The sequence below is a fragment of the Burkholderia sp. CpTa8-5 genome (assembly GCF_017815045.1).
Taxonomy (GTDB): Bacteria; Pseudomonadota; Gammaproteobacteria; order Burkholderiales; family Burkholderiaceae; genus Burkholderia; species Burkholderia sola.
This window is the reverse complement of record NZ_JAGIQD010000020.1, coordinates 42,819-60,966: the sequence shown is the minus strand read 5'-3', so window position 1 is coordinate 60,966 and position 18,148 is coordinate 42,819. Positions and strand designations below refer to the sequence as shown.

General features: G+C 68.2%; 16 protein-coding genes and 1 tRNA gene. 12 read left to right on the top strand and 5 right to left on the bottom strand.

Features of this window, described 5'->3' with window-relative positions; translation table 11 throughout:
- Positions 1-187: 187 nt before the first annotated feature.
- From rsmB to J8I35_RS25475, 10 genes are all read left to right on the top strand, one after another.
- Positions 188-1,579: a 16S rRNA (cytosine(967)-C(5))-methyltransferase RsmB gene (gene rsmB / locus J8I35_RS25520; RefSeq protein WP_209927574.1), complete on the top strand. Its 1,392-nt coding sequence runs from the start codon at positions 188-190 to the stop codon at positions 1,577-1,579.
- Positions 1,576-2,166 (top strand): DUF4390 domain-containing protein, encoded by a 591-nt coding sequence (locus J8I35_RS25515; RefSeq protein ID WP_006477467.1) that lies wholly within the window; start codon positions 1,576-1,578, stop codon positions 2,164-2,166. Before rsmB ends, J8I35_RS25515 begins: the two co-directional genes overlap by 4 nt.
- Positions 2,156-4,570 carry a sensor histidine kinase EsaS gene (gene esaS, locus J8I35_RS25510; protein ID WP_209927572.1) on the top strand — a complete coding sequence of 805 codons (2,415 nt, stop codon included), beginning with the start codon at positions 2,156-2,158 and terminating at the stop codon, positions 4,568-4,570. Before J8I35_RS25515 ends, esaS begins: the two co-directional genes overlap by 11 nt.
- The gene (gene esaR, locus J8I35_RS25505) at positions 4,571-5,272 is read left to right on the top strand and encodes a response regulator transcription factor EsaR (RefSeq protein ID WP_006495385.1); all 702 of its coding nucleotides are present in this window, start codon (positions 4,571-4,573) and stop codon (positions 5,270-5,272) included. It begins immediately after the preceding gene.
- A 60-nt stretch (positions 5,273-5,332) separates the two neighbouring features.
- Positions 5,333-5,408: transfer RNA gene (locus tag J8I35_RS25500), tRNA-Phe, on the top strand.
- Positions 5,409-5,758: 350 nt separating this feature from the next.
- The gene (gene queC, locus J8I35_RS25495) at positions 5,759-6,493 is read left to right on the top strand and encodes a 7-cyano-7-deazaguanine synthase QueC (RefSeq protein ID WP_050011125.1); all 735 of its coding nucleotides are present in this window, start codon (positions 5,759-5,761) and stop codon (positions 6,491-6,493) included.
- Between the two features lie 76 nt (positions 6,494-6,569).
- On the top strand, positions 6,570-7,202 hold the full coding sequence (queE, locus tag J8I35_RS25490) for a 7-carboxy-7-deazaguanine synthase (RefSeq protein ID WP_050011126.1): 633 nt from the start codon (positions 6,570-6,572) through the stop codon (positions 7,200-7,202).
- A gap of 18 nt (positions 7,203-7,220) precedes the next feature.
- Complete coding sequence (queD, locus tag J8I35_RS25485) at positions 7,221-7,673, top strand: 6-carboxytetrahydropterin synthase QueD (protein ID WP_124556228.1); 453 nt, start codon at positions 7,221-7,223, stop codon at positions 7,671-7,673.
- A 333-nt stretch (positions 7,674-8,006) separates the two neighbouring features.
- On the top strand, positions 8,007-8,792 hold the full coding sequence (locus tag J8I35_RS25480; protein WP_209927571.1) for an aldolase/citrate lyase family protein: 786 nt from the start codon (positions 8,007-8,009) through the stop codon (positions 8,790-8,792).
- Positions 8,789-9,544 carry a tetratricopeptide repeat protein gene (locus J8I35_RS25475; RefSeq protein ID WP_124638337.1) on the top strand — a complete coding sequence of 252 codons (756 nt, stop codon included), beginning with the start codon at positions 8,789-8,791 and terminating at the stop codon, positions 9,542-9,544. Before J8I35_RS25480 ends, J8I35_RS25475 begins: the two co-directional genes overlap by 4 nt.
- A 67-nt stretch (positions 9,545-9,611) precedes the next feature.
- Here J8I35_RS25475 and rodA read toward each other — a convergent pair whose 3' ends face one another.
- From rodA to J8I35_RS25450, 5 genes are all read right to left on the bottom strand, one after another.
- Positions 9,612-10,760, bottom strand: a complete 1,149-nt coding sequence (gene rodA, locus J8I35_RS25470) for a rod shape-determining protein RodA (RefSeq protein WP_050011130.1) — start codon at positions 10,758-10,760, stop codon at positions 9,612-9,614.
- Positions 10,761-10,771: 11 nt separating this feature from the next.
- Positions 10,772-13,060 (bottom strand): penicillin-binding protein 2, encoded by a 2,289-nt coding sequence (gene mrdA / locus J8I35_RS25465; RefSeq protein ID WP_209927569.1) that lies wholly within the window; start codon positions 13,058-13,060, stop codon positions 10,772-10,774.
- Positions 13,061-13,161: 101 nt separating this feature from the next.
- The gene (gene mreD, locus J8I35_RS25460) at positions 13,162-13,674 is read right to left on the bottom strand and encodes a rod shape-determining protein MreD (protein WP_006477476.1); all 513 of its coding nucleotides are present in this window, start codon (positions 13,672-13,674) and stop codon (positions 13,162-13,164) included.
- Positions 13,671-14,738 carry a rod shape-determining protein MreC gene (gene mreC / locus J8I35_RS25455; RefSeq protein ID WP_209927566.1) on the bottom strand — a complete coding sequence of 356 codons (1,068 nt, stop codon included), beginning with the start codon at positions 14,736-14,738 and terminating at the stop codon, positions 13,671-13,673. The genes mreD and mreC overlap by 4 nt, the downstream gene beginning before the upstream one ends.
- A 138-nt stretch (positions 14,739-14,876) precedes the next feature.
- On the bottom strand, positions 14,877-15,920 hold the full coding sequence (locus tag J8I35_RS25450) for a rod shape-determining protein (protein ID WP_004189550.1): 1,044 nt from the start codon (positions 15,918-15,920) through the stop codon (positions 14,877-14,879).
- 367 nt (positions 15,921-16,287) lie between these two features.
- Here J8I35_RS25450 and gatC point away from each other — a divergent pair, with 367 nt between their 5' ends.
- Positions 16,288-16,587 carry an Asp-tRNA(Asn)/Glu-tRNA(Gln) amidotransferase subunit GatC gene (gene gatC, locus J8I35_RS25445; protein ID WP_006485929.1) on the top strand — a complete coding sequence of 100 codons (300 nt, stop codon included), beginning with the start codon at positions 16,288-16,290 and terminating at the stop codon, positions 16,585-16,587.
- Positions 16,588-16,656: 69 nt separating this feature from the next.
- Positions 16,657-18,147: an Asp-tRNA(Asn)/Glu-tRNA(Gln) amidotransferase subunit GatA gene (gatA, locus tag J8I35_RS25440; protein ID WP_209927563.1), complete on the top strand. Its 1,491-nt coding sequence runs from the start codon at positions 16,657-16,659 to the stop codon at positions 18,145-18,147.
- Position 18,148: the final 1 nt, after the last annotated feature.

Here is an 18,148-nt window from a genome sequence, read left to right as displayed (position 1 = left end):
CCCCGCATGCTTCGCGCTGCGGGGTGTTTCATTTGTGCGCGCCGTAAAGGGGCCAAAGGGGCAGCATGGCCGCACGCTACAATGCGCGGTTTGGGATCGTCGGGCCAACTGGCGGTTGCGATCCCGCCGTTTGCCGCACCCGATTGCTCGCGCCTGTTTGCCGCGCCTGTTTGCCGATTCCGCACCGATGACACGACCCCGTTCTTCCGCTTCGACTTCCTCCGGCCGCCCGGCGCGCCTGGCTGCGCTGCACCTGGCGCCCGATTCGCTCGGCTTCGCGCTCGACGCGGCCGCGCAGGCGGTCGATGCGGTGCGACGCGGCACCGCGTTGCCGGCGGCATTGTCGGCGGTATTCGCGCAGATGCCATCCGGTGCGCAGCCACTCGCGCGCGGCGCGACGCAGGACGTCGCCTATCGGACGATGCGCCGCCTCGGCAGCGCGGACTGGCTGATCGGCAAGTTCGTCAGCAAGGCGCCGCCCGCGCACGTGCACGCGGTGCTCGCCGGTGCGTTCGCGCTGCTGCTCGACCCGGCGGACGAGGCCGCGTACCCGGCGTTCACGGTGGTCGACCAGGCCGTCACCGTCATCGGCGCGCGGCGCGAATTCGCGTTCGCGAAGGGGATGGTCAACGCGGTGCTGCGCCGTTTCCTGCGCGAGCGCGACGCACTCGTCGCCGCGATGCAGGACGACCCGGTCGCGCGCTGGAACTACCGCGCGTGGTGGGTCGATGCGGTGAAGCGTGCATGGCCCGACGCGTGGCAGGCGATTCTCGCGGCCGGCGAGCGTCAGGGGCCGCTGACGCTGCGCGTGAATGCGCGCCGCGTGAGCGTCGACGCGTATCTCGACACGCTGCGCGCGAATGGAATCGAAGCGACCGCAATCGGCCGGCATGCGGTGCGACTCGCGTCGGCGCTGCCGGTCGAACGCATTCCGGGCTTCGCCGACGGCGTGGTGTCGGTGCAGGACGCCGGCGCGCAGCTCGCGGCCGAATGGCTCGGCGCGCGCGACGGCATGCGCGTGCTCGATGCGTGCGCGGCGCCCGGCGGCAAGACGGGCCATATTCTCGAACTCGCCGATGCGGACGTCGTGGCGCTCGAAAGCGACGCGACGCGCGCCGCGCGGATCGGCGAGAATCTCGTGCGCCTGTCGCTCGCCGCGAACGTGTGCGTCGGCGACGCCGGCGCGCCGGACGCGTGGTACGACGGGCGTCCGTTCGATCGCATCCTGGCCGACGTGCCGTGCTCGGCGTCCGGCATCGCGCGGCGGCACCCCGACATCCGCTGGCTGCGCCGCGAGGCCGACATCCCGGCGCTGGTCGCGGAGCAGCGGCGCATCCTGTCCGCGCTGTGGCCGCTCGTGAAACCGGGCGGCGAACTGCTTTACGTGACCTGCTCGATCTTCCCCGAGGAAGGCGAAGGGCAGGCCCGCTGGTTTGAAGCGGCCTGTGAAGATGCGGTACGATTGGACGCCCCCGGCCAACTGCTGCCGGGCGGCGTGCAGGGACGGGCGGCCGCCGGCGCACTCGACCAGAACACCGATCACGACGGATTTTTCTACGCGCGGTTTCAGAAACGGTGACGATCAAACACCTTTTTCCCTTTCGGCTCGCGGCCGTCTTGCTGGTCGCGTTGACGCTGTGTCTGGCCGTCGTCCGGCCGGCGCATGCCGAATCGATCGCCGTGCAGCGCGCGTCGCTCCAGTCCGACGGAAGCGGCTGGAGCCTCGACGCACGGTTCGACTTCGAGCTGAATCCGAACCTCGAGGATGCCGTCAACAAGGGCATCCCGCTTTACTTCACGACCGACTTCGAGCTGAGCCGCGCGCGCTGGTACTGGTTCGACGAGCAGCCGGTGGCGGTCACGCAGACGATCCGCCTGTCGTTCCAGCCGCTCACGCGCGAGTACCGCGTGTCGACGGGCGGCCTGCAGCTCGGCTTTCCGTCGCTGAAGGATGCGCTCGCGGTGGTCCGGCACATCACATCGTGGCACGTGATCGACCGCAACCAGGTGCGCGCGGGCGAAACCTACACGGCGTCGGTGCGCATGCAGCTCGATACGGCGCTGATGCCGAAGCCGTTCCAGGTCGATGCCGTGAACAACCGCGACTGGACGCTCGGGTCGGACTGGAAGCGCTTCAACTTCACGGTGACCGAACGTGCTAAATAAAGTACGCCGCGCGGCCAGCGGGAAGAGCCTCCTGATCCGCGTGATCGTCTCGACGGTCGCGCTGACCGCGCTGCTGCTGCTCGTGCTGCTCGCGGCCGCGAGCGCGAACACCGAATTCTTCGACCGCTACTACTCGTGGCTGTACGCGACGAACATCGTCGTCGCGCTCGTGTTCCTGCTCGTGGTGCTCGGGCTGATCGGGATGATCGTCGTGCGCCTGAGGAAGGGCAAGTTCGGCACGCGGCTGCTCGCGAAGCTCGCGGTGTTCTTCGCGCTCGTCGGTGTGGTGCCGGGCGGGATCATCTACATCGTGTCGTACCAGTTCGTGTCGCGCAGTATCGAATCGTGGTTCGACGTGAACGTCGAGACGGCGCTGACGGCCGGCCTGAACCTCGGCCGCGGGATGCTCGATGCGTCGCTGTCCGATCTGCAGACGAAGGCGCGGCTGATGTCCGACCAGCTCGCGAGCGTCGATGCGAACACGAACGGCACGACGCTCACGCTGCTGCGGCTGCGCGACCAGTTCGGCGTGCAGGACGCGACGATCGTCGAGCCGAGCCGCGGCGGCTCGGGTGCCGCGCCCGACCTGCACATCGTCGCGCAGGCGTCGGGCAATTTCGCGGCGCTGATTCCGGACGACCTGCCGACGCCGCTGATGCTGAGCCAGGCACGCGAACACGGCGCGTATGCGGCGATCGAGGGCGAAGTCGACGGCGACCCGCGCGCGCACGGTGCGAAGGGTGCGCTGCGGCTGCGCGTCGTGCGGCCGATTCCCGATGCGACGACGTCGCTGCTGCAGCCGGCGGAGCGGTTCCTGCAGCTCACGCAGCCGGTGCCGCCCGGGCTCGCGCACAATGCGGACGCGGTGCAGCGCGCGTACCGCGAGTACCAGGAAAAGTCGCTCGGCCGCACGGGCCTGCGCAAGATGTACATCGGCACGCTGACGCTCGCGCTGTTTCTCGCGACCTTCATCGCGATGATGCTCGCGCTCGCGCTCGGCCAGCAGCTCGCGCGGCCGCTGTTCCTGCTCGCGCAGGGCACGAAGGAGATCACCGAAGGCGACTACACGCCGAAGCGCGAGATCAAGACGCGCGACGAGCTCGGCTTCCTCACGCAGTCGTTCAACGCGATGACGCGCCAGTTGTCGGAGGCGCGGCTCGCGGTCGAGAAGAACCGCATCGCGCTCGAGCATTCGAAGACGTATCTCGAGAGCATTCTCGCGAACCTGACGGCCGGCGTGTTCGTGCTCGACCGGCAGTTCCGGCTGACGACGGCCAATCGCGGCGCCGAGCGGATCTTCCGGCAGCCGTTCAACTCGCTGATCGGTACGACGCTCGACCGGATCGGCGTGGCCGCCGGGTTCGGCGCGATGGTGCGCAAGGCGTTCGCCGATCGCGAGGCGGCGTCCGACGGCGGCAGCGGCGATCGCGGCCACTGGCAGCAGCAGTTCGCGATCGAGGTGCCGGGCGAAACCGATCCGCTGACGCTGCTCGTGCGCGGCACGCGGCTCGTGTCGACGGTCGAGGGGCAGGCCGACGATCCGCAGACGTCCGGCTACGTCGTCGTGTTCGACGACATCTCCGACGTGATTTCCGCGCAGCGTTCGGTTGCGTGGGGCGAGGTCGCGCGGCGGCTCGCGCACGAGATCAAGAATCCGCTGACGCCGATCCAGCTGTCGGCCGAGCGGCTGCAGATGAAGCTGTCGGACAAACTCTCACCGCCCGACGCGGACGTGCTCAAGCGCGGCGCGACGATGATCGTGAACCAGGTGGCCGCGATGAAGCGGATGGTCGACGATTTCCGCGAATACGCGCGCACGCCGCCGGCGGTGCTCGCGAACCTGCAGTTGAACGAACTGGCGAGCGAGGTGCTCGGGCTGTACGGCGTCGGCGAAGGCAAGAACCCGATCGTCGCCGAACTCGCGCCGTCGCTGCCGGTGATTCGCGGCGACGCGACGCAATTGCGCCAGGTGATTCACAACCTGCTGCAGAATGCGCAGGATTCGGTTGCGGAGTCCGCGCATCCGCGTGTGTTGATCGAAACCAAGGCAGTAGAATATGGCGACCCCGACGCCGAGGGCAAAACGCGCGTCGCGGTACGTCTGACCGTGTCCGACAACGGGCCCGGTTTTCCGGCACGCATCCTGACCCGCGCGTTCGAGCCTTACGTGACGACGAAGGCGAAGGGCACGGGGCTCGGGCTGGCCACGGTCAAGAAAATCGTTGACGAGCACGGCGCGCGGATCGATCTGCGCAATCGCATGCACGGCGAGACCGTCGAGGGTGCGCAGGTGTCGATCCTGTTCCTGCAGATGGCGAGCGATACGCCAGGCGCCGAACCCGGTGCGCAGGACGGGACGACTCCCGCCAAGACAAAAGCAAGTGAGCAGACAAAGGCAGCGTAAATGGCAACCATCCTGGTGGTAGATGATGAAATGGGCATCCGGGAATTGCTCTCGGAGATCCTCAGCGATGAAGGACATGTCGTCGAGGCGGCGGAGAACGCGCAGGCCGCGCGGGAATACCGGCTGAATCAGGCGCCCGATCTCGTGCTGCTCGATATCTGGATGCCCGATACCGACGGCGTCACGCTGCTCAAGGAATGGGCGGCGCAGGGGCTGCTGACGATGCCCGTGATCATGATGTCCGGGCACGCGACGATCGATACGGCCGTCGAGGCGACGAAGATCGGCGCGCTCGATTTCCTCGAGAAACCGATCGCGCTGCAGAAGCTGCTGAAGTCGGTCGAGCACGGGCTTGCGCGCGGCGCAGCGCCGGTGTCCGCGAACGCGGCGGCGAAGGCGGGCGGCGGGCAGGCCGCGGGGCCGGCGGCGGTCGCGTCCGCGGCGGCGCTGCCGACGCTCGGCGACGACATGGCGTCGGCGCTCGGCCTCGCGGGCCAGACGGCCGCGATCCCGTTCGACATCCCGTTGCGCGAGGCGCGCGATGCGTTCGAGCGCGCGTACTTCGAATATCACCTCGCGCGCGAGAACGGCAGCATGACGCGCGTCGCGGAGAAGACGGGCCTCGAGCGCACGCACCTGTATCGCAAGCTGAAGCAACTCGGCGTCGAGCTCGGCAAGAAGCCGTCGGAAGGCGCGCTGTAAAAAATTTCGCGAAAGCACTTGCTCGGGGCCGAATAGCTCGATATACTTTCATTCTTCGTTGGCCCGGTAGCTCAGTTGGTAGAGCAGCGGATTGAAAATCCGCGTGTCGATGGTTCGATTCCGTCCCAGGCCACCAGCATTTAAAACCCCAAGAATCGGAAGGTTCTTGGGGTTTTTCGTTTGTGGTGGATATCGCGCGTCGTGAGCGGCGGGCCCGGCAGCATTCGCCGGGGCATGATAAAATCCGTGCCCGCTCAATGACTTAGCGCATCGCTTCATGCGCATGGCAGGCTGCCCGCGGCGCACCTGCCGTGGCGCGCGGCCACGACGCCGCGCGATGAGCGGTATAAGCGCGCCGCCGCATTCGCGGCCGACCGCGCTGCCTATACTGGTCGGGCCGGCGCAGGCCGGCCGCGTCGGCCGCCCGGTGGCAGCCGGCCTCGGGGCGCAGTGCGACGCGAGCCTACACATTCACGGAGTATCACGGTGATTCGGACAGACGCTAAAGACGGCGCGCTCGTGTTGTTTTCCGGCGGGCAGGACTCCGCCACGTGCGTGGCATGGGCCCTCGAGCGCTACCAGACGGTCGAGACGCTCGGCTTCGATTACGGCCAGCGTCATCGCGTCGAACTCGAGTGCCGCGAAGGCGTGCGCGAAGCGCTGAAGCGCAAGTTTCCGGCGTGGTCGGACCGGCTCGGCGACGATCACATGATCGACCTGTCGGTGCTTGGCGCGATCAGCGATACCGCGATGACGCGCACGATCGAGATCGAGACGACGGCCAACGGCCTGCCGAACACGTTCGTGCCGGGCCGCAACCTGATGTTCATGACGATCGCCGCGGCGATCGCCTATCGCCGCGGGCTGCGCGTGCTGGTCGGCGGGATGTGCGAGACCGATTTCTCCGGCTATCCGGACTGCCGCGACGACACGATGAAGGCGCTGCAGGTCGCGCTGAATCTCGGGATGGATACGCGCATCGTGCTCGAGACGCCGCTGATGTGGCTCGACAAGGCGCAGACCTGGCAGCTCGCCGAACAGCTCGGCGGCAACGCGCTCGTCGAACTGATCCGCGTCGAGACGCACACGTGCTACGTGGGCGAGCGTGCGGAGTTGCACGACTGGGGCTTCGGCTGCGGCGAATGCCCGGCCTGCAAGCTGCGCAAGCGCGGCTACGAGGCCTACCTGAAGGGCGAGCGGGTGACCGAAGCGCCGCTGTGACGCGGCTCGCGCGGGCAGCGCTTGATGGACAACGGATTCTGATCGACAACGAGCGGCGCGAGCCGGACGAAGCACGATGACTTACGCGGTCAAGGAAATTTTCTACACGTTGCAGGGCGAGGGCGCGAATGCGGGCCGGCCGGCCGTGTTCTGCCGGTTCGCCGGCTGCAACCTGTGGTCGGGCCGCGAAGAGGATCGTGCGGAGGCCGTGTGCCGCTTCTGCGATACGGATTTCGTCGGCACCGACGGCGAGAACGGCGGCAAGTTCAAGGATGCCGCCGCGCTCGTCGCGACGATCGCCGGCCTGTGGCCGGACGGCGAAGCGCACCGCTTCGTCGTCTGCACGGGTGGCGAGCCGATGCTGCAGCTCGACCAGCCGCTCGTCGACGCGCTGCATGCGGCCGGCTTCGAGATCGCGATCGAGACCAATGGTTCGCTGCCGGTGCTCGACACGATCGACTGGATCTGCGTGAGCCCGAAGGCCGATGCGCCGCTCGTCGTCACGAAGGGCAACGAACTGAAGGTCGTCGTGCCGCAGGACAATCAGCGGCTCGCCGACTACGCGAAGCTCGATTTCGAGTATTTTCTCGTGCAGCCGATGGACGGCCCGTCGCGCGACCTCAACACGAAGCTCGCGATCGACTGGTGCAAGCGTCATCCGCAGTGGCGGCTGTCGATGCAGACCCACAAATATCTGAACATTCCCTGAGCCACGGCCTTTGACATCGTGCTGATTACCCGAAAACTCGAATTCGACGCGGGCCACCGCATTCCCGATCACCGCAGCCAGTGCAGGAACCTGCACGGCCATCGCTACGTGCTCGAAATCACGCTGCGCGGCGATCTCGTCGATACCGAGGGCGCGCCCGACCGCGGCATGGTGATGGATTTCGCCGACGTGAAGGCGCTCGCGATGGAGCACCTCGTCAGCAAGTGGGACCACGCGTTCCTGGTCTATGCGCGCGACGACGTCGTGCGCTCGTTCCTCGAGCAGATGGCCGACCACAAGACCGTCGTGATCGACCGGATCCCGACCGTCGAGAACCTCGCGGCGATCGCGTTCGACCTCCTCGCGAACGTGTACGACGCGCACTACGGCGTGAACCTGCGCCTCGAGCGCGTGCGCTTGTACGAAACGCCGAACTGCTGGGCCGACGTCGAGCGCCAGTCCGGCCGCTGATCCTGCCTGCACCGGCAGCCCCGCCGTCCGGCGCGGGCTGCCCGTCACCGCGCCTGGCGGTGTCGCCTCCCGCCGTCCCGCGCCGGTACGGCTTCCCCCGTCTGTTCCCGCATCGAGCACCCCGCCGCGCTATGATCGTCGTGCGGCACCGAAAAACGCGCGCGTGGGCGATCGCGCGGCCCGCGCTGTCAGATCGGCCGTCCCGGTCCGACTCACGTTCTGCGGCGCGCGGTCTGCGGCCGCCGCCATGCTTCGATTGCCTGGGCGGTGCGCGTTTCGCTTCGCCTGTTGCTTGTCCCGTTCGATTGCCGTTCCGTTCCGGAGGCCGTATCGATGAGCACGCTCACCAATTCCCTCAAACAACGCCTGCGCGACGGTGACGAGCCGCTGTACGGCCTGTGGCTGTCGCTCGGCAGCGACTCGGCCGCGGAAGCGCTCGCGCATGCCGGTTACGACTGGCTCTGCATCGACATGGAGCATGCGCCGAACGACAGTCGCGACGTGGCATCGCAACTGCGCGCGATCGCCGCGGCGCACCTGCCGAGCGAGCCGGTCGTGCGCGTGCCGGCGCGCGAGCCGTGGCTCGTGAAGCGCGCGCTCGACGCCGGCGCGCGCACGCTGATGTTCCCGTGTATCGAGTCGCCCGACGACGCCGCGCACGCGGTGCGGCTCACGCGCTTCCCGTCGCCGGAATCGCCGGACGGGCTGCGCGGCGTGGCCGGCATGGTGCGCGCGGCGGCATTCGGCATGCGCCGCGACTATCTGCAGACGGCGAATGCGCAAGTCGCGGTGGTCGTGCAGGTCGAATCGGCGCGCGGCGTCGACGAAGTCGAGCGGATCGCGGCGACGCCCGGCGTCGATTGCCTGTTCGTCGGCCCGGCCGATCTCGCGGCGAGCCTCGGGCATCTCGGCGATATCCGCCACCCGGACGTCGAAACCGCGATGGCGCGCGTGCTCGCGGCCGGCAAGCAGGCGGGCGTCGCGGTCGGCGTCTTCGCCGGCGATACGGCGGCCGCGCGCCAGTATCGCGACGCCGGATACCGGATGATCACCGTATCGGCCGACGTGAGCTGGCTGTTGCGCGCGACGCGGCAGGCGCTGCAGGAGGTACGGTCATGAACGGAGCAGACGCTGCGTGCCGCAGGCGGGTGCGGATCGGGGCGATGGTCGGGCTGTGGGCCGTGTGGGCGGCGGCCGCCGCGCAGGGCGTGCCGCAAGCGAAGCCCGATCCGGCGCGCGAGACGCAATCGGCGGTCGCCGACTACAACGCCGGCGACTATCGCGCGGCGCTCGTGCAGTTCCACGATGCGGCCGAGCGCGGCGATCGCCTCGCGCAGTTCAACTACGCGATGATGCTGCTGACGGGCGAAGGCGTGACGGCGAACATCGACGAAGGGGTGCGCTGGCTCAAGCGCGCGGCGGACGCGAACATGTCGCACGCGCAGTACGTGTACGGCCGGATGTTCGACGACGGCGAGTTCGTCGCGCGCAACCCGGCAGAAGCGCATCGCTGGTTCCTGCGGGCCGCGAAGCAGGGGCATGTGCAGGCCGAGCTGTCGCTCGCAAACCAGTTCCTCGACGGGCGCGGTACGCCGCGCGACAACCGGCAGGCGTTCACGTGGTACAAGCAGGCCGCCGACGCCGGCGATCCCGTCGCGCAGTACGTGACCGCGTCGTTCTACGAGCGCGGCGGCGACGGCGTCGCGCAGAACCTGAACATCGCGCGCGCGTATTACGCGGCGGCCGCCGCGCAGGGCGACGAGACGGCCGGGCTGAAATTCAAGGAGTTGAGCGCGCGGCTGAAGGCGCCGACGCCGGCATCGGGCGCCGGCGCGGTGCAGCCAGGCAAGCCGTACGCGCCGCCGCAGTAAGCGGCCTGGCCCAATGAAAAACGGCGCCGGGGCGCCGTTTTCGTGTGTCGCGGGGCAGGCCGCGCGGTCAGCTCTTCATCAGCCGCCGCTGCCGCCCGACGCTCATGATCATCCCGATCGCGATGCCGAGCGTCGTGAGCGCGGTGCCGCCGTAGCTCATGAACGGCAGCGGCACGCCGACGACCGGCAGCACGCCGCTCACCATCCCGATGTTGACGAACGCGTAGACGAAGAACGCGAGCGTGAGCGAGCCCGCGAGCAGCCGGCCGAACTGCGTCGCGCCCTGCGCGGCGATGTAGAGGCCGCGTGCGATCAGCGCCATGTACAGCGTTAGCAGCACGAGCCCGCCGGCGAGCCCCCATTCCTCGGAGAACACCGCGAAGATGAAGTCGGTGTGCTTTTCCGGAATGAATTCGAGGTGCGCCTGCGTGCCTTTCAGGTAGCCCTTGCCGAGCGCGCCGCCCGAGCCGATCGCGATCACGGCCTGGATCGTGTGGAAGCCCTTGCCGAGCGGGTCGGACGTCGGGTCGAGCAGTGTGCACACACGGTGCTTCTGGTAGTCGTGCATCAGCGGCCACTGCACTTCGGGCTGGCAGATGCGTTCCTCGAACACGGCGATCGAGCCGACCGCGATCACGCCCGCGACGAGCACGGGCACGATCAGCTTGAACGACAGGCCGGCGAGGTAAATCACGAAGAAGCCGGCCGCGAACACGAGCAGGCCCGTGCCGAGGTCGGGCTGCTTCGCGATCAGCCCGACCGGCACCATCAGGATCCCGAACGCGGCGACGAAGTCGTACCAGCGCAGCCCGCCTTCGCGGCGCTGGTAGTACCACGCGAGCATCAGCGGCGTCGCGATCTTCAGGATTTCCGACGGCTGGATCACGACGCCGACGTTCAGCCAGCGCTTCGCGCCCTTCTTGGTCATCCCGAACAGCGCGACGGCAATCAGCAGCGCGACCCCGAACGTATAGAGCGGGACCGCGAAGCGCATCAGCGTGGTCGGCGGGATGTTGGCGATCACCCACATCAGCACGAACGTCAGCAGGATGTTGCGCAACTGGTCCTCGACGCGGCCCGGCACGTCGATCGACGCGCTGTACAGCGTGACGATGCCGACGCACAGCAGCAGGAACACGATGAGGGCGAGCGGGCGGTCGAAGCCCGCGAACATCTGCTTGATCTTGTCGAGCCAGGCGCGCTTGTCGAATTGCATGCCTTTCTCCGTTAATGAGCGGTGCCGGCGTCCGCCGCTTTCGCGGGGGCCGTTGCGCGGTGGTTGTCGTCCCGCGGCGTGGCGACGACCGGCTGCGCGTCGCTGGCGGGCCGGCGCGGCCGGTGCGGGCGCCGGATCGGCGGCAGGCTCGCGGCCATCGGCGCCGCGGCGCTCGCGTCGGCCGGCGCGGTGGCGCTGGCGCTAGCCGGCCCCGAGGCACCCAACGCCCCCGATGCGGCCGATGCCGCATCGGCCGCGCTGGCCGCCGACGGCACGACCGGCTGCGGCAGCGCGGTGAAGCCGGCCGCGATCGTGGCGGGCTTCGACGTGTCGCCGACCACCGGCGCGCTCACCGGCTCGGTGGCCGACGCCGCGGCGGCCACGGCCGCGGCTTCGTTCTTCGGGTTCTGGCGCTCGACGAGGTAGTAGTCGAGCACGCGCCGCGCGATCGGGCCGGCGGCCTGCGCGCCCCAGCCGCCGTTCTCGACGACCAGCGCGATGGCGATCTGCGGATGGTCGACCGGCGCGTACGCGATGAACAGCGCGTGGTCGCGCAGGTGCTCGGCGAGCAGGTGGCCCTTGTAGTTCGAGCCCTGCAGCGAGAACACCTGCGCGGTCCCGGTCTTGCCGGCCGCGAGGTACGGCACGCCGCGGAACACCTTGTACGCGGTGCCGGACGGGTTCTCGATCACGTTCTCCATCCCGCGCTTCACGACGTCGATGTCGGCCGCCTTGAGCGGGATCACGTCGCTTTCCTTCGGCACGGTCAGGTGGCGCGCTCGCGAGATCGGATCCTCGACTTCCTTCACGAGGTGAGGCTTCATCACGACGCCGTTGTTCGCGAGCGTCGCCGTGGCGTGCGCGAGCTGCAGGATCGTGAACGAGTTGTAGCCCTGGCCGATCCCGAGGCTGATCGTCTCGCCGTCGAACCACTTCTGCTGCGCCGCTTTCTTGAACGCCTTCTTCTTCCAGTCGGTCGACGGCAGGATCCCGCGCGCCTCGCCCTGGATGTCGATGCCGGTGATCTGGCCGAAGCCGAACGGCTTCATGAAGTTCGCGATCGCGTTCACGCCGAGGTCGCGCGCGAGCATGTAGAAGTAGGTGTCGTTCGACACCATGATCGCCTTGTTCATGTCGACCCAGCCCTGGCCCGAGCGCACGTCGTTGCGGAACGTGTGGCCGCCGAACGTGAAGTAGCCGGGATCCTGGAAGCCCCAGCCCGGCGTGCGCTTGCCGAGCGTCAGGCCGGCGAGCGCCATGAACGGCTTGTACGTCGAGCCCGGCGGGTAGGTGCCGTGCAGCGGGCGGTTCAGCAGCGGCTTGTCGGGCGAGTTGTTCAGCTCGTCCCAGGTCTGCTGGTCGATGCCGTCGACGAACGAGTTCGGGTCGAAGCTTGGCGACGACACGAACGCGAGCACGTCGCCCGTCTTCGGCTCGATCGCGACGAGCGCGCCGCGCTTGCCGGCGAACGCCTGCTCGGCGACCTGCTGCAGCCCGATGTCGAGCGACAGCACGAGGTTGTTGCCGGGCGTCGCCTGCGTGCGCGACAGCGTGCGCACCGGCCGGCCGCCGGCCGTCACCTCGACTTCCTCGAAACCCGTCAGCCCGTGCAGCTCGGTTTCGTAGCTCTGCTCGACGCCGATCTTGCCGATGTAGTCGGTGCCCTTGTAGTTGTTCGCGTCGCGGCGCGGATCGTAGTGCTCCTGGTCGCTGTCGTTGTCGTCGCTCATCGCGTCGATGCGATCCTGGTCGCGCTTCGAGATCCGGCCGATATAGCCGATCACGTGCGCGGCCGTCATGCCGAGCGGGTACTGACGGAACAGCCGCGCGCGCACGTCGACGCCGGGGAAGCGGAAACGCTGCGCGGTGAAGCGCGCGACTTCCGCGTCGGTGAGCCGCGTGCGGATCGGCAGGCTCTCGAAGTTCTTCGAGTCTTCCTGCAGCTTCTTGAAGCGGCGGCGGTCGCGTGCGTCGATCGGGATGATCTCGGACAGCTTGTCGATCGTGTTGTCGAGCGTGTCGTCGAGCTTCGACGGCGTGATCTCGAGCGTGTACGCCGAGTAGTTCTTCGCGAGGATCACGCCGTTGCGGTCGGTGATGATCCCGCGGTTCGGCACGATCGGCGCGACGGAGATGCGGTTTTCCTCGGCCTGCAGCGCGTATTTGCCGTGCTGCATCAGCTGCAGGTAGAAGAAGCGGCTCGCGAGCAGCCCGAAGCAGACGAACACGAACACGCCCGCCGCCGCGACGCGCAGGCGGAACCTCGAGAGCTGCTGTTGGGTGTCGTTGAATTCGGTCATTTAAGGGCAATCTGGCCCGCGTGCGGGCGCGGGCGAGGTGCCGCCCCGGAGCGCGACGCGCGGCGGGCGTGGGGGCGGCGGGTATTCAAGGTCGGTCCGGCTCAGATCGGTCGCGTATCGTCCGGGTCGACCGGGCGGCGTTGCGGCATCAGCAGCAGGTGGCTCGCGATCGGCCACAGCGCGGCTTCGACGAAACCGTCGACCAGATAGCGCCAGCCGGGGAACGCGGCGCCCATCAGCAGGCGGATCACGAACGGCACGAGCTGCGCGGCGACGAGCAGCGGCGTGACGTACAGCACCTGCACGCCGATCGGCATCCACAGCACGCGGCGGTGGATCGTGATCGCGCCGTACGACAGCAGCGTATAGGCGAGCGCGTGCTCGCCGAGCAGCCCCGCGTCGTGCACGTCCATCAGGATGCCGAGCGCGAACGCGACGCCCATCCCGACCTTGCGCGGTTGATGGATGTTCCAGAACAGCAGCACGAGCGCGACGAAGTCGGGCACGCCGGGCAGGCGGCCCCACGGCATCAGGTTCAGCAGGAACGCGGCGGCGAGGCTGAAGACGATGAAGTACGGGTTGACCGGCTGCAGGATGTATTGCGGACGGTTCATCGCTGGGCTCCTGGTTGCCCGGCCGCGGGCTTCGCGGGCGCGGCAGCGGGCTGGGCCGGCGCGGCGGGCGCCGCCGGCGCGGGTTTCGCGCCGGGTGCGGCCGCGGCGGCCGGCTTCGCGTTCGCGTCGGCCTTCTCGGCTTTCACGCCCTTCGCGGCGGCCTTCGCGCCCTTCTTGCCCTTCGCGTTCTTGTCGGCGGCCGGATCGGGCTCGGCCGGACGCGGCGGGACGTCGTTCTGGTAATGCAGCACGAGCATCTGGCGCGCGCCGCGCACGGCGGCGACCGGTGCGCAGGTCACGCGGGCGAACGCGGTATCGGCGAGCTTGTCGACGCGCACGACCTTCGCGACCGGCAGGCCCGGCGGATAGACGCCGTCGAGGCCGCTCGTGACGAGCTCGTCGCCCGCGACGAGATCCGCGCTCGTCGGCACGAAGCGCAGGTCGAGCGAATCGCCCTTCGGCGTGCCGTAGATCACGCTGCGCAGGCCGGTGCGCAGCACCTGCACGGGAATCGCGAGATCGCGGTCGGTGATCAGCGTGACTTCGGCCTGCAGCGGGAACACGCGCGTGACCTGGCCGACCACGCCGTCCTCGCTGACGACCGGCGAGCCGTCCTGGATGCCTTGCTGCGAACCCTGGCCGATCACGATCTTCTGCGTGAACGGGTCGCTCGTGTCGTACTGGATCTCGACCGGCGTCGATTGCGTCGCGATGTGCTGGCGCAGTTCGAGCACCGCGCGCAGGTGCGCGTTTTCCTGCGTGAGCACGGCGGCCTGGTTGGCTTGCGTGGACAGTTGCAGGTTGCGCTTGCGCAGGTCGTCGTTCTCGTGGCGCAGCGACGCGCCGGTAACGGCGATGTCGGCCGCGCCCATGAACAGGTCGCGCGGCACGAGCGCCGCGCGTTGCAGCGGGTAGAGCACGGTGCCGAGCACGCCGCGCACGATTTCGAGCGTGCTGAAGCGCGCGTCCGACACGAGGAGCGCGATGGCGAGGGCGACGAAGAAGATGAGCCGCGCGAGCGCGGGCGGACCTTGCTTGAAGAGGGGCGGCGGACTGTATTCCATGGTCGGCGCCGGGCGCGTGTGATCGGTTAAATAATGCTCAGACGCGCAAACGGCGCGGCGGTTCGTTCTGAACGAGCGATCCGGCCGCGCCGCGGGTGCGTCATATCAAACGGGACTGCTTAGGCGATCACTCGGCGATCACTCGTACGAGAAGATGCTGCCCAGCTTGTCCATGCGCTCGAGCGCCATGCCCGAACCGCGTACGACGCAGGTGAGCGGATCCTCGGCGACGAGCACCGGCAGGCCGGTTTCTTCCGCGAGCAGGCGATCGAGGTCGCGCAGCAGCGCGCCGCCGCCCGTCAGCATCATCCCGCGTTCGGCGATGTCGGCGCCGAGTTCCGGCGGCGTCTGTTCGAGCGCGATCTTCACCGACGACACGATCTGGTTCAGCGGATCGGTCAGCGCTTCGAGGATTTCGTTGCTGGAGATCGTGAAGCTGCGCGGGATGCCTTCCGACAGGTTGCGGCCCTTCACTTCCATTTCCTTGACTTCGGAGCCCGGGAACGCGGAGCCGATTTCCTTCTTGATCGCCTCGGCGGTCTGCTCGCCGATCAGCATCCCGTAGTTGCGGCGGATGTAGTTGACGATCGCCTCGTCGAACTTGTCGCCGCCGACGCGCACCGAGCCTTTGTACACGATGCCGCCGAGCGAGATCACGCCGACTTCGGTCGTGCCGCCGCCGATGTCGACGACCATCGAGCCGGTGGCTTCGGACACCGGCAGGCCCGCGCCGATCGCGGCCGCCATCGGCTCCTCGATCAGATAGACCTGCGACGCGCCGGCGCCGTGCGCCGCTTCCTTGATCGCGCGGCGCTCGACCTGGGTCGAGCCGCACGGCACGCAGATGATGATGCGCGGCGACGGCGAGAACATGCGCGACTCGTGGGCCGTCTTGATGAACTGCTTGATCATCTGCTCGGTGACGGTGAAGTCGGCGATCACGCCGTCCTTCATCGGGCGGATCGCCTCGATGTTGCCCGGCACCTTGCCGAGCATCTGCTTGGCTTCCTTGCCGACCGCCTGGATCGTCTTCTTGCCGTTGGGGCCGCCTTCCTGGCGGATCGACACGACGGACGGCTCATCGAGGACGATGCCCTTGCCGCGCATGTAGATCAGGGTGTTTGCGGTGCCGAGGTCGATCGCGAGATCGTTGGAGAAGTAGCTGCGCAAAAAACCGAACATTCAGAATCCTGTTTCGCTCTGGGCCGGCCCTGCATAGCGAGCGCTGAGGGCGGCAGCGGAAAAAATAACAGCCTCGGGAAGCGTGGCGGAAGCGGCCGCCGCGGCGCACGAAGCTGCGAGTGATGTCTACCGGGGATCGCACGAAGCACGCACGGCTTGCCGAAACAGGGCGAAACGGTGCGGGAAAAGGCTGCCGGGTTTGGGTCGAACGCGTAATGATACCTTATAATTTCTCGGTATTTGAATCGAAACGGGCGGTATTTTTGCCGCTTCGGCCCCGATTTTTGAGGGTGGGATCGCACCCTCCAACCCCCCGCCGCAGTGCTGTCGTCGATGCGCTGCGCAGCCTTGTTTTTCCGGTGATCGCATGGCCCTGACCCTGACCGATGTGAAACGCATCGCGCACCTGGCGCGACTCGAAATGGCCGACGCCGACGCCGAGCACATGCTCGGCCAGCTCAATGAATTCTTCGGCCTCGTCGAACAGATGCAGGCGGTCGACACCGCCGGCATCGCGCCGCTCGCCCACCCGATCGAACAGATCCAGGAAGTCGCGCAGCGCCTGCGCGACGACGCCGTGACGGAAGTCGTCGATCGCGACGACAACCAGCGTCCGGCGCCGGCCGTCCAGGACGGCCTCTATCTCGTGCCGAAGGTGATCGAGTAAGCATTCGATGACAAGCGCGCCGGCCGTCCAGCGCCGCGCGCCACCCAGAATTCCCAGGAAAACCACTCAATGCACGCAAAAAGCCTGACCGAACTGCGCGCCGCGCTCGCCGCCAAGGAATGCTCGGCCGTCGAGCTCGCGCAGCACTACCTGAAACGGATCGACGCCGCGCGCGACCTGAACGCGTTCGTCCACGTCGACGCCGACCTCACCCTCGCGCAGGCGAAAGCCGCCGACGCGGAACTCGCCCGCGGTGCGGGCGGCGCGCTGACCGGCCTGCCGATCGCGCACAAGGACGTGTTCGTCACGCGCGGCTGGCGCTCGACCGCCGGCTCGAAGATGCTCGCGAACTACGAGAGCCCGTTCGACGCGACCGTCGTCGCCCGCCTGCAGGCGGCCGGCATGGTCACGCTCGGCAAGACCAACATGGACGAGTTCGCGATGGGCTCGTCCAACGAGAATTCGGCGTTCGGCGCGGTGAAGAACCCGTGGGACACGAACGCGGTGCCGGGCGGCAGCTCGGGCGGCAGCTCGGCCGCCGTCGCCGCGCGCCTCGCGCCGGCCGCGACCGGCACCGACACCGGCGGCTCGATCCGCCAGCCCGCGTCGTTCGCGGGCGTGACCGGCATCAAGCCGACCTACGGCCGCGTGTCGCGCTACGGGATGATCGCGTTCGCGTCGTCGCTCGACCAGGGTGGCCCGATGGCGCAGAGCGCGTCCGATTGCGCGCTGCTGCTGAACGCGATGGCGGGCTTCGACGAGCGCGACTCGACGAGCCTCGAGCGCGACGACGAAGACTTCACGCGCCACCTCGGCCAGCCGTGGGCGACCGGCAACGACGCGGGCAAGCCGCTCGCGGGCCTGCGCATCGGCTTGCCGAACGAGTATTTCGGCGCCGGCCTCGCCGACGACGTGCGCGCGACGATCGACGCGGCGCTCAAGCAATACGAAGCGCTCGGCGCGACGCTCGTGCCGGTGTCGCTGCCGAAGACGGAACTGTCGATCCCCGTGTACTACGTGATCGCGCCGGCGGAAGCGTCGTCGAACCTGTCGCGTTTCGATGGCGTGCGCTTCGGCCACCGCGCCGCGCAGTACGGCGACCTGCTCGACATGTACAAGAAGTCGCGCGCCGAAGGCTTCGGGCCCGAGGTGAAGCGCCGGATTCTGGTCGGCACGTACGTGCTGTCGCACGGCTACTACGACGCGTACTACCTGCAGGCGCAGAAGATCCGCCGCATCATCGCGAACGATTTCCAGGAAGCGTTCAAGTCCTGCGACGTGATCATGGGCCCGGCGTCGCCGACGGTCGCATGGGATCTCGGCGCGAAGGGCGACGATCCGGTGCAGATGTATCTCGCCGATATCTACACGCTGTCGGTGAGCCTCGCGGGCCTGCCCGGCATGAGCGTGCCGTGCGGCTTCGGCGCGGGCGCGAACGCGCAGCGCCCGGTCGGCCTGCAGATCATCGGCAACTATTTCAACGAAGCCCGGATGCTGCAGGTCGCCGACGCGTTCCAGCGCGCGACCGATTGGCACAAGCAAGTTCCGGCGGGGGTGTAAG

Excerpts from the sequence above, each read along its gene's own strand:
- gatA (WP_209927563.1), top strand. The coding sequence starts at position 16,657 with ATGCACGCAAAAAGCCTGACCGAACTGCGCGCCGCGCTCGCCGCCAAG.
- J8I35_RS25450 (WP_004189550.1), bottom strand. The coding sequence starts at position 15,920 with ATGTTCGGTTTTTTGCGCAGCTACTTCTCCAACGATCTCGCGATCGAC.
- mreC (WP_209927566.1), bottom strand. The coding sequence starts at position 14,738 with ATGGAATACAGTCCGCCGCCCCTCTTCAAGCAAGGTCCGCCCGCGCTC.
- mreD (WP_006477476.1), bottom strand. The coding sequence starts at position 13,674 with ATGAACCGTCCGCAATACATCCTGCAGCCGGTCAACCCGTACTTCATC.
- esaR (WP_006495385.1), top strand. The coding sequence starts at position 4,571 with ATGGCAACCATCCTGGTGGTAGATGATGAAATGGGCATCCGGGAATTG.
- gatC (WP_006485929.1), top strand. The coding sequence starts at position 16,288 with ATGGCCCTGACCCTGACCGATGTGAAACGCATCGCGCACCTGGCGCGA.
- mrdA (WP_209927569.1), bottom strand. The coding sequence starts at position 13,060 with ATGACCGAATTCAACGACACCCAACAGCAGCTCTCGAGGTTCCGCCTG.
- rsmB (WP_209927574.1), top strand. The coding sequence starts at position 188 with ATGACACGACCCCGTTCTTCCGCTTCGACTTCCTCCGGCCGCCCGGCG.
- J8I35_RS25480 (WP_209927571.1), top strand. The coding sequence starts at position 8,007 with ATGAGCACGCTCACCAATTCCCTCAAACAACGCCTGCGCGACGGTGAC.
- rodA (WP_050011130.1), bottom strand. The coding sequence starts at position 10,760 with ATGCAATTCGACAAGCGCGCCTGGCTCGACAAGATCAAGCAGATGTTC.
- J8I35_RS25475 (WP_124638337.1), top strand. The coding sequence starts at position 8,789 with ATGAACGGAGCAGACGCTGCGTGCCGCAGGCGGGTGCGGATCGGGGCG.
- queE (WP_050011126.1), top strand. The coding sequence starts at position 6,570 with ATGACTTACGCGGTCAAGGAAATTTTCTACACGTTGCAGGGCGAGGGC.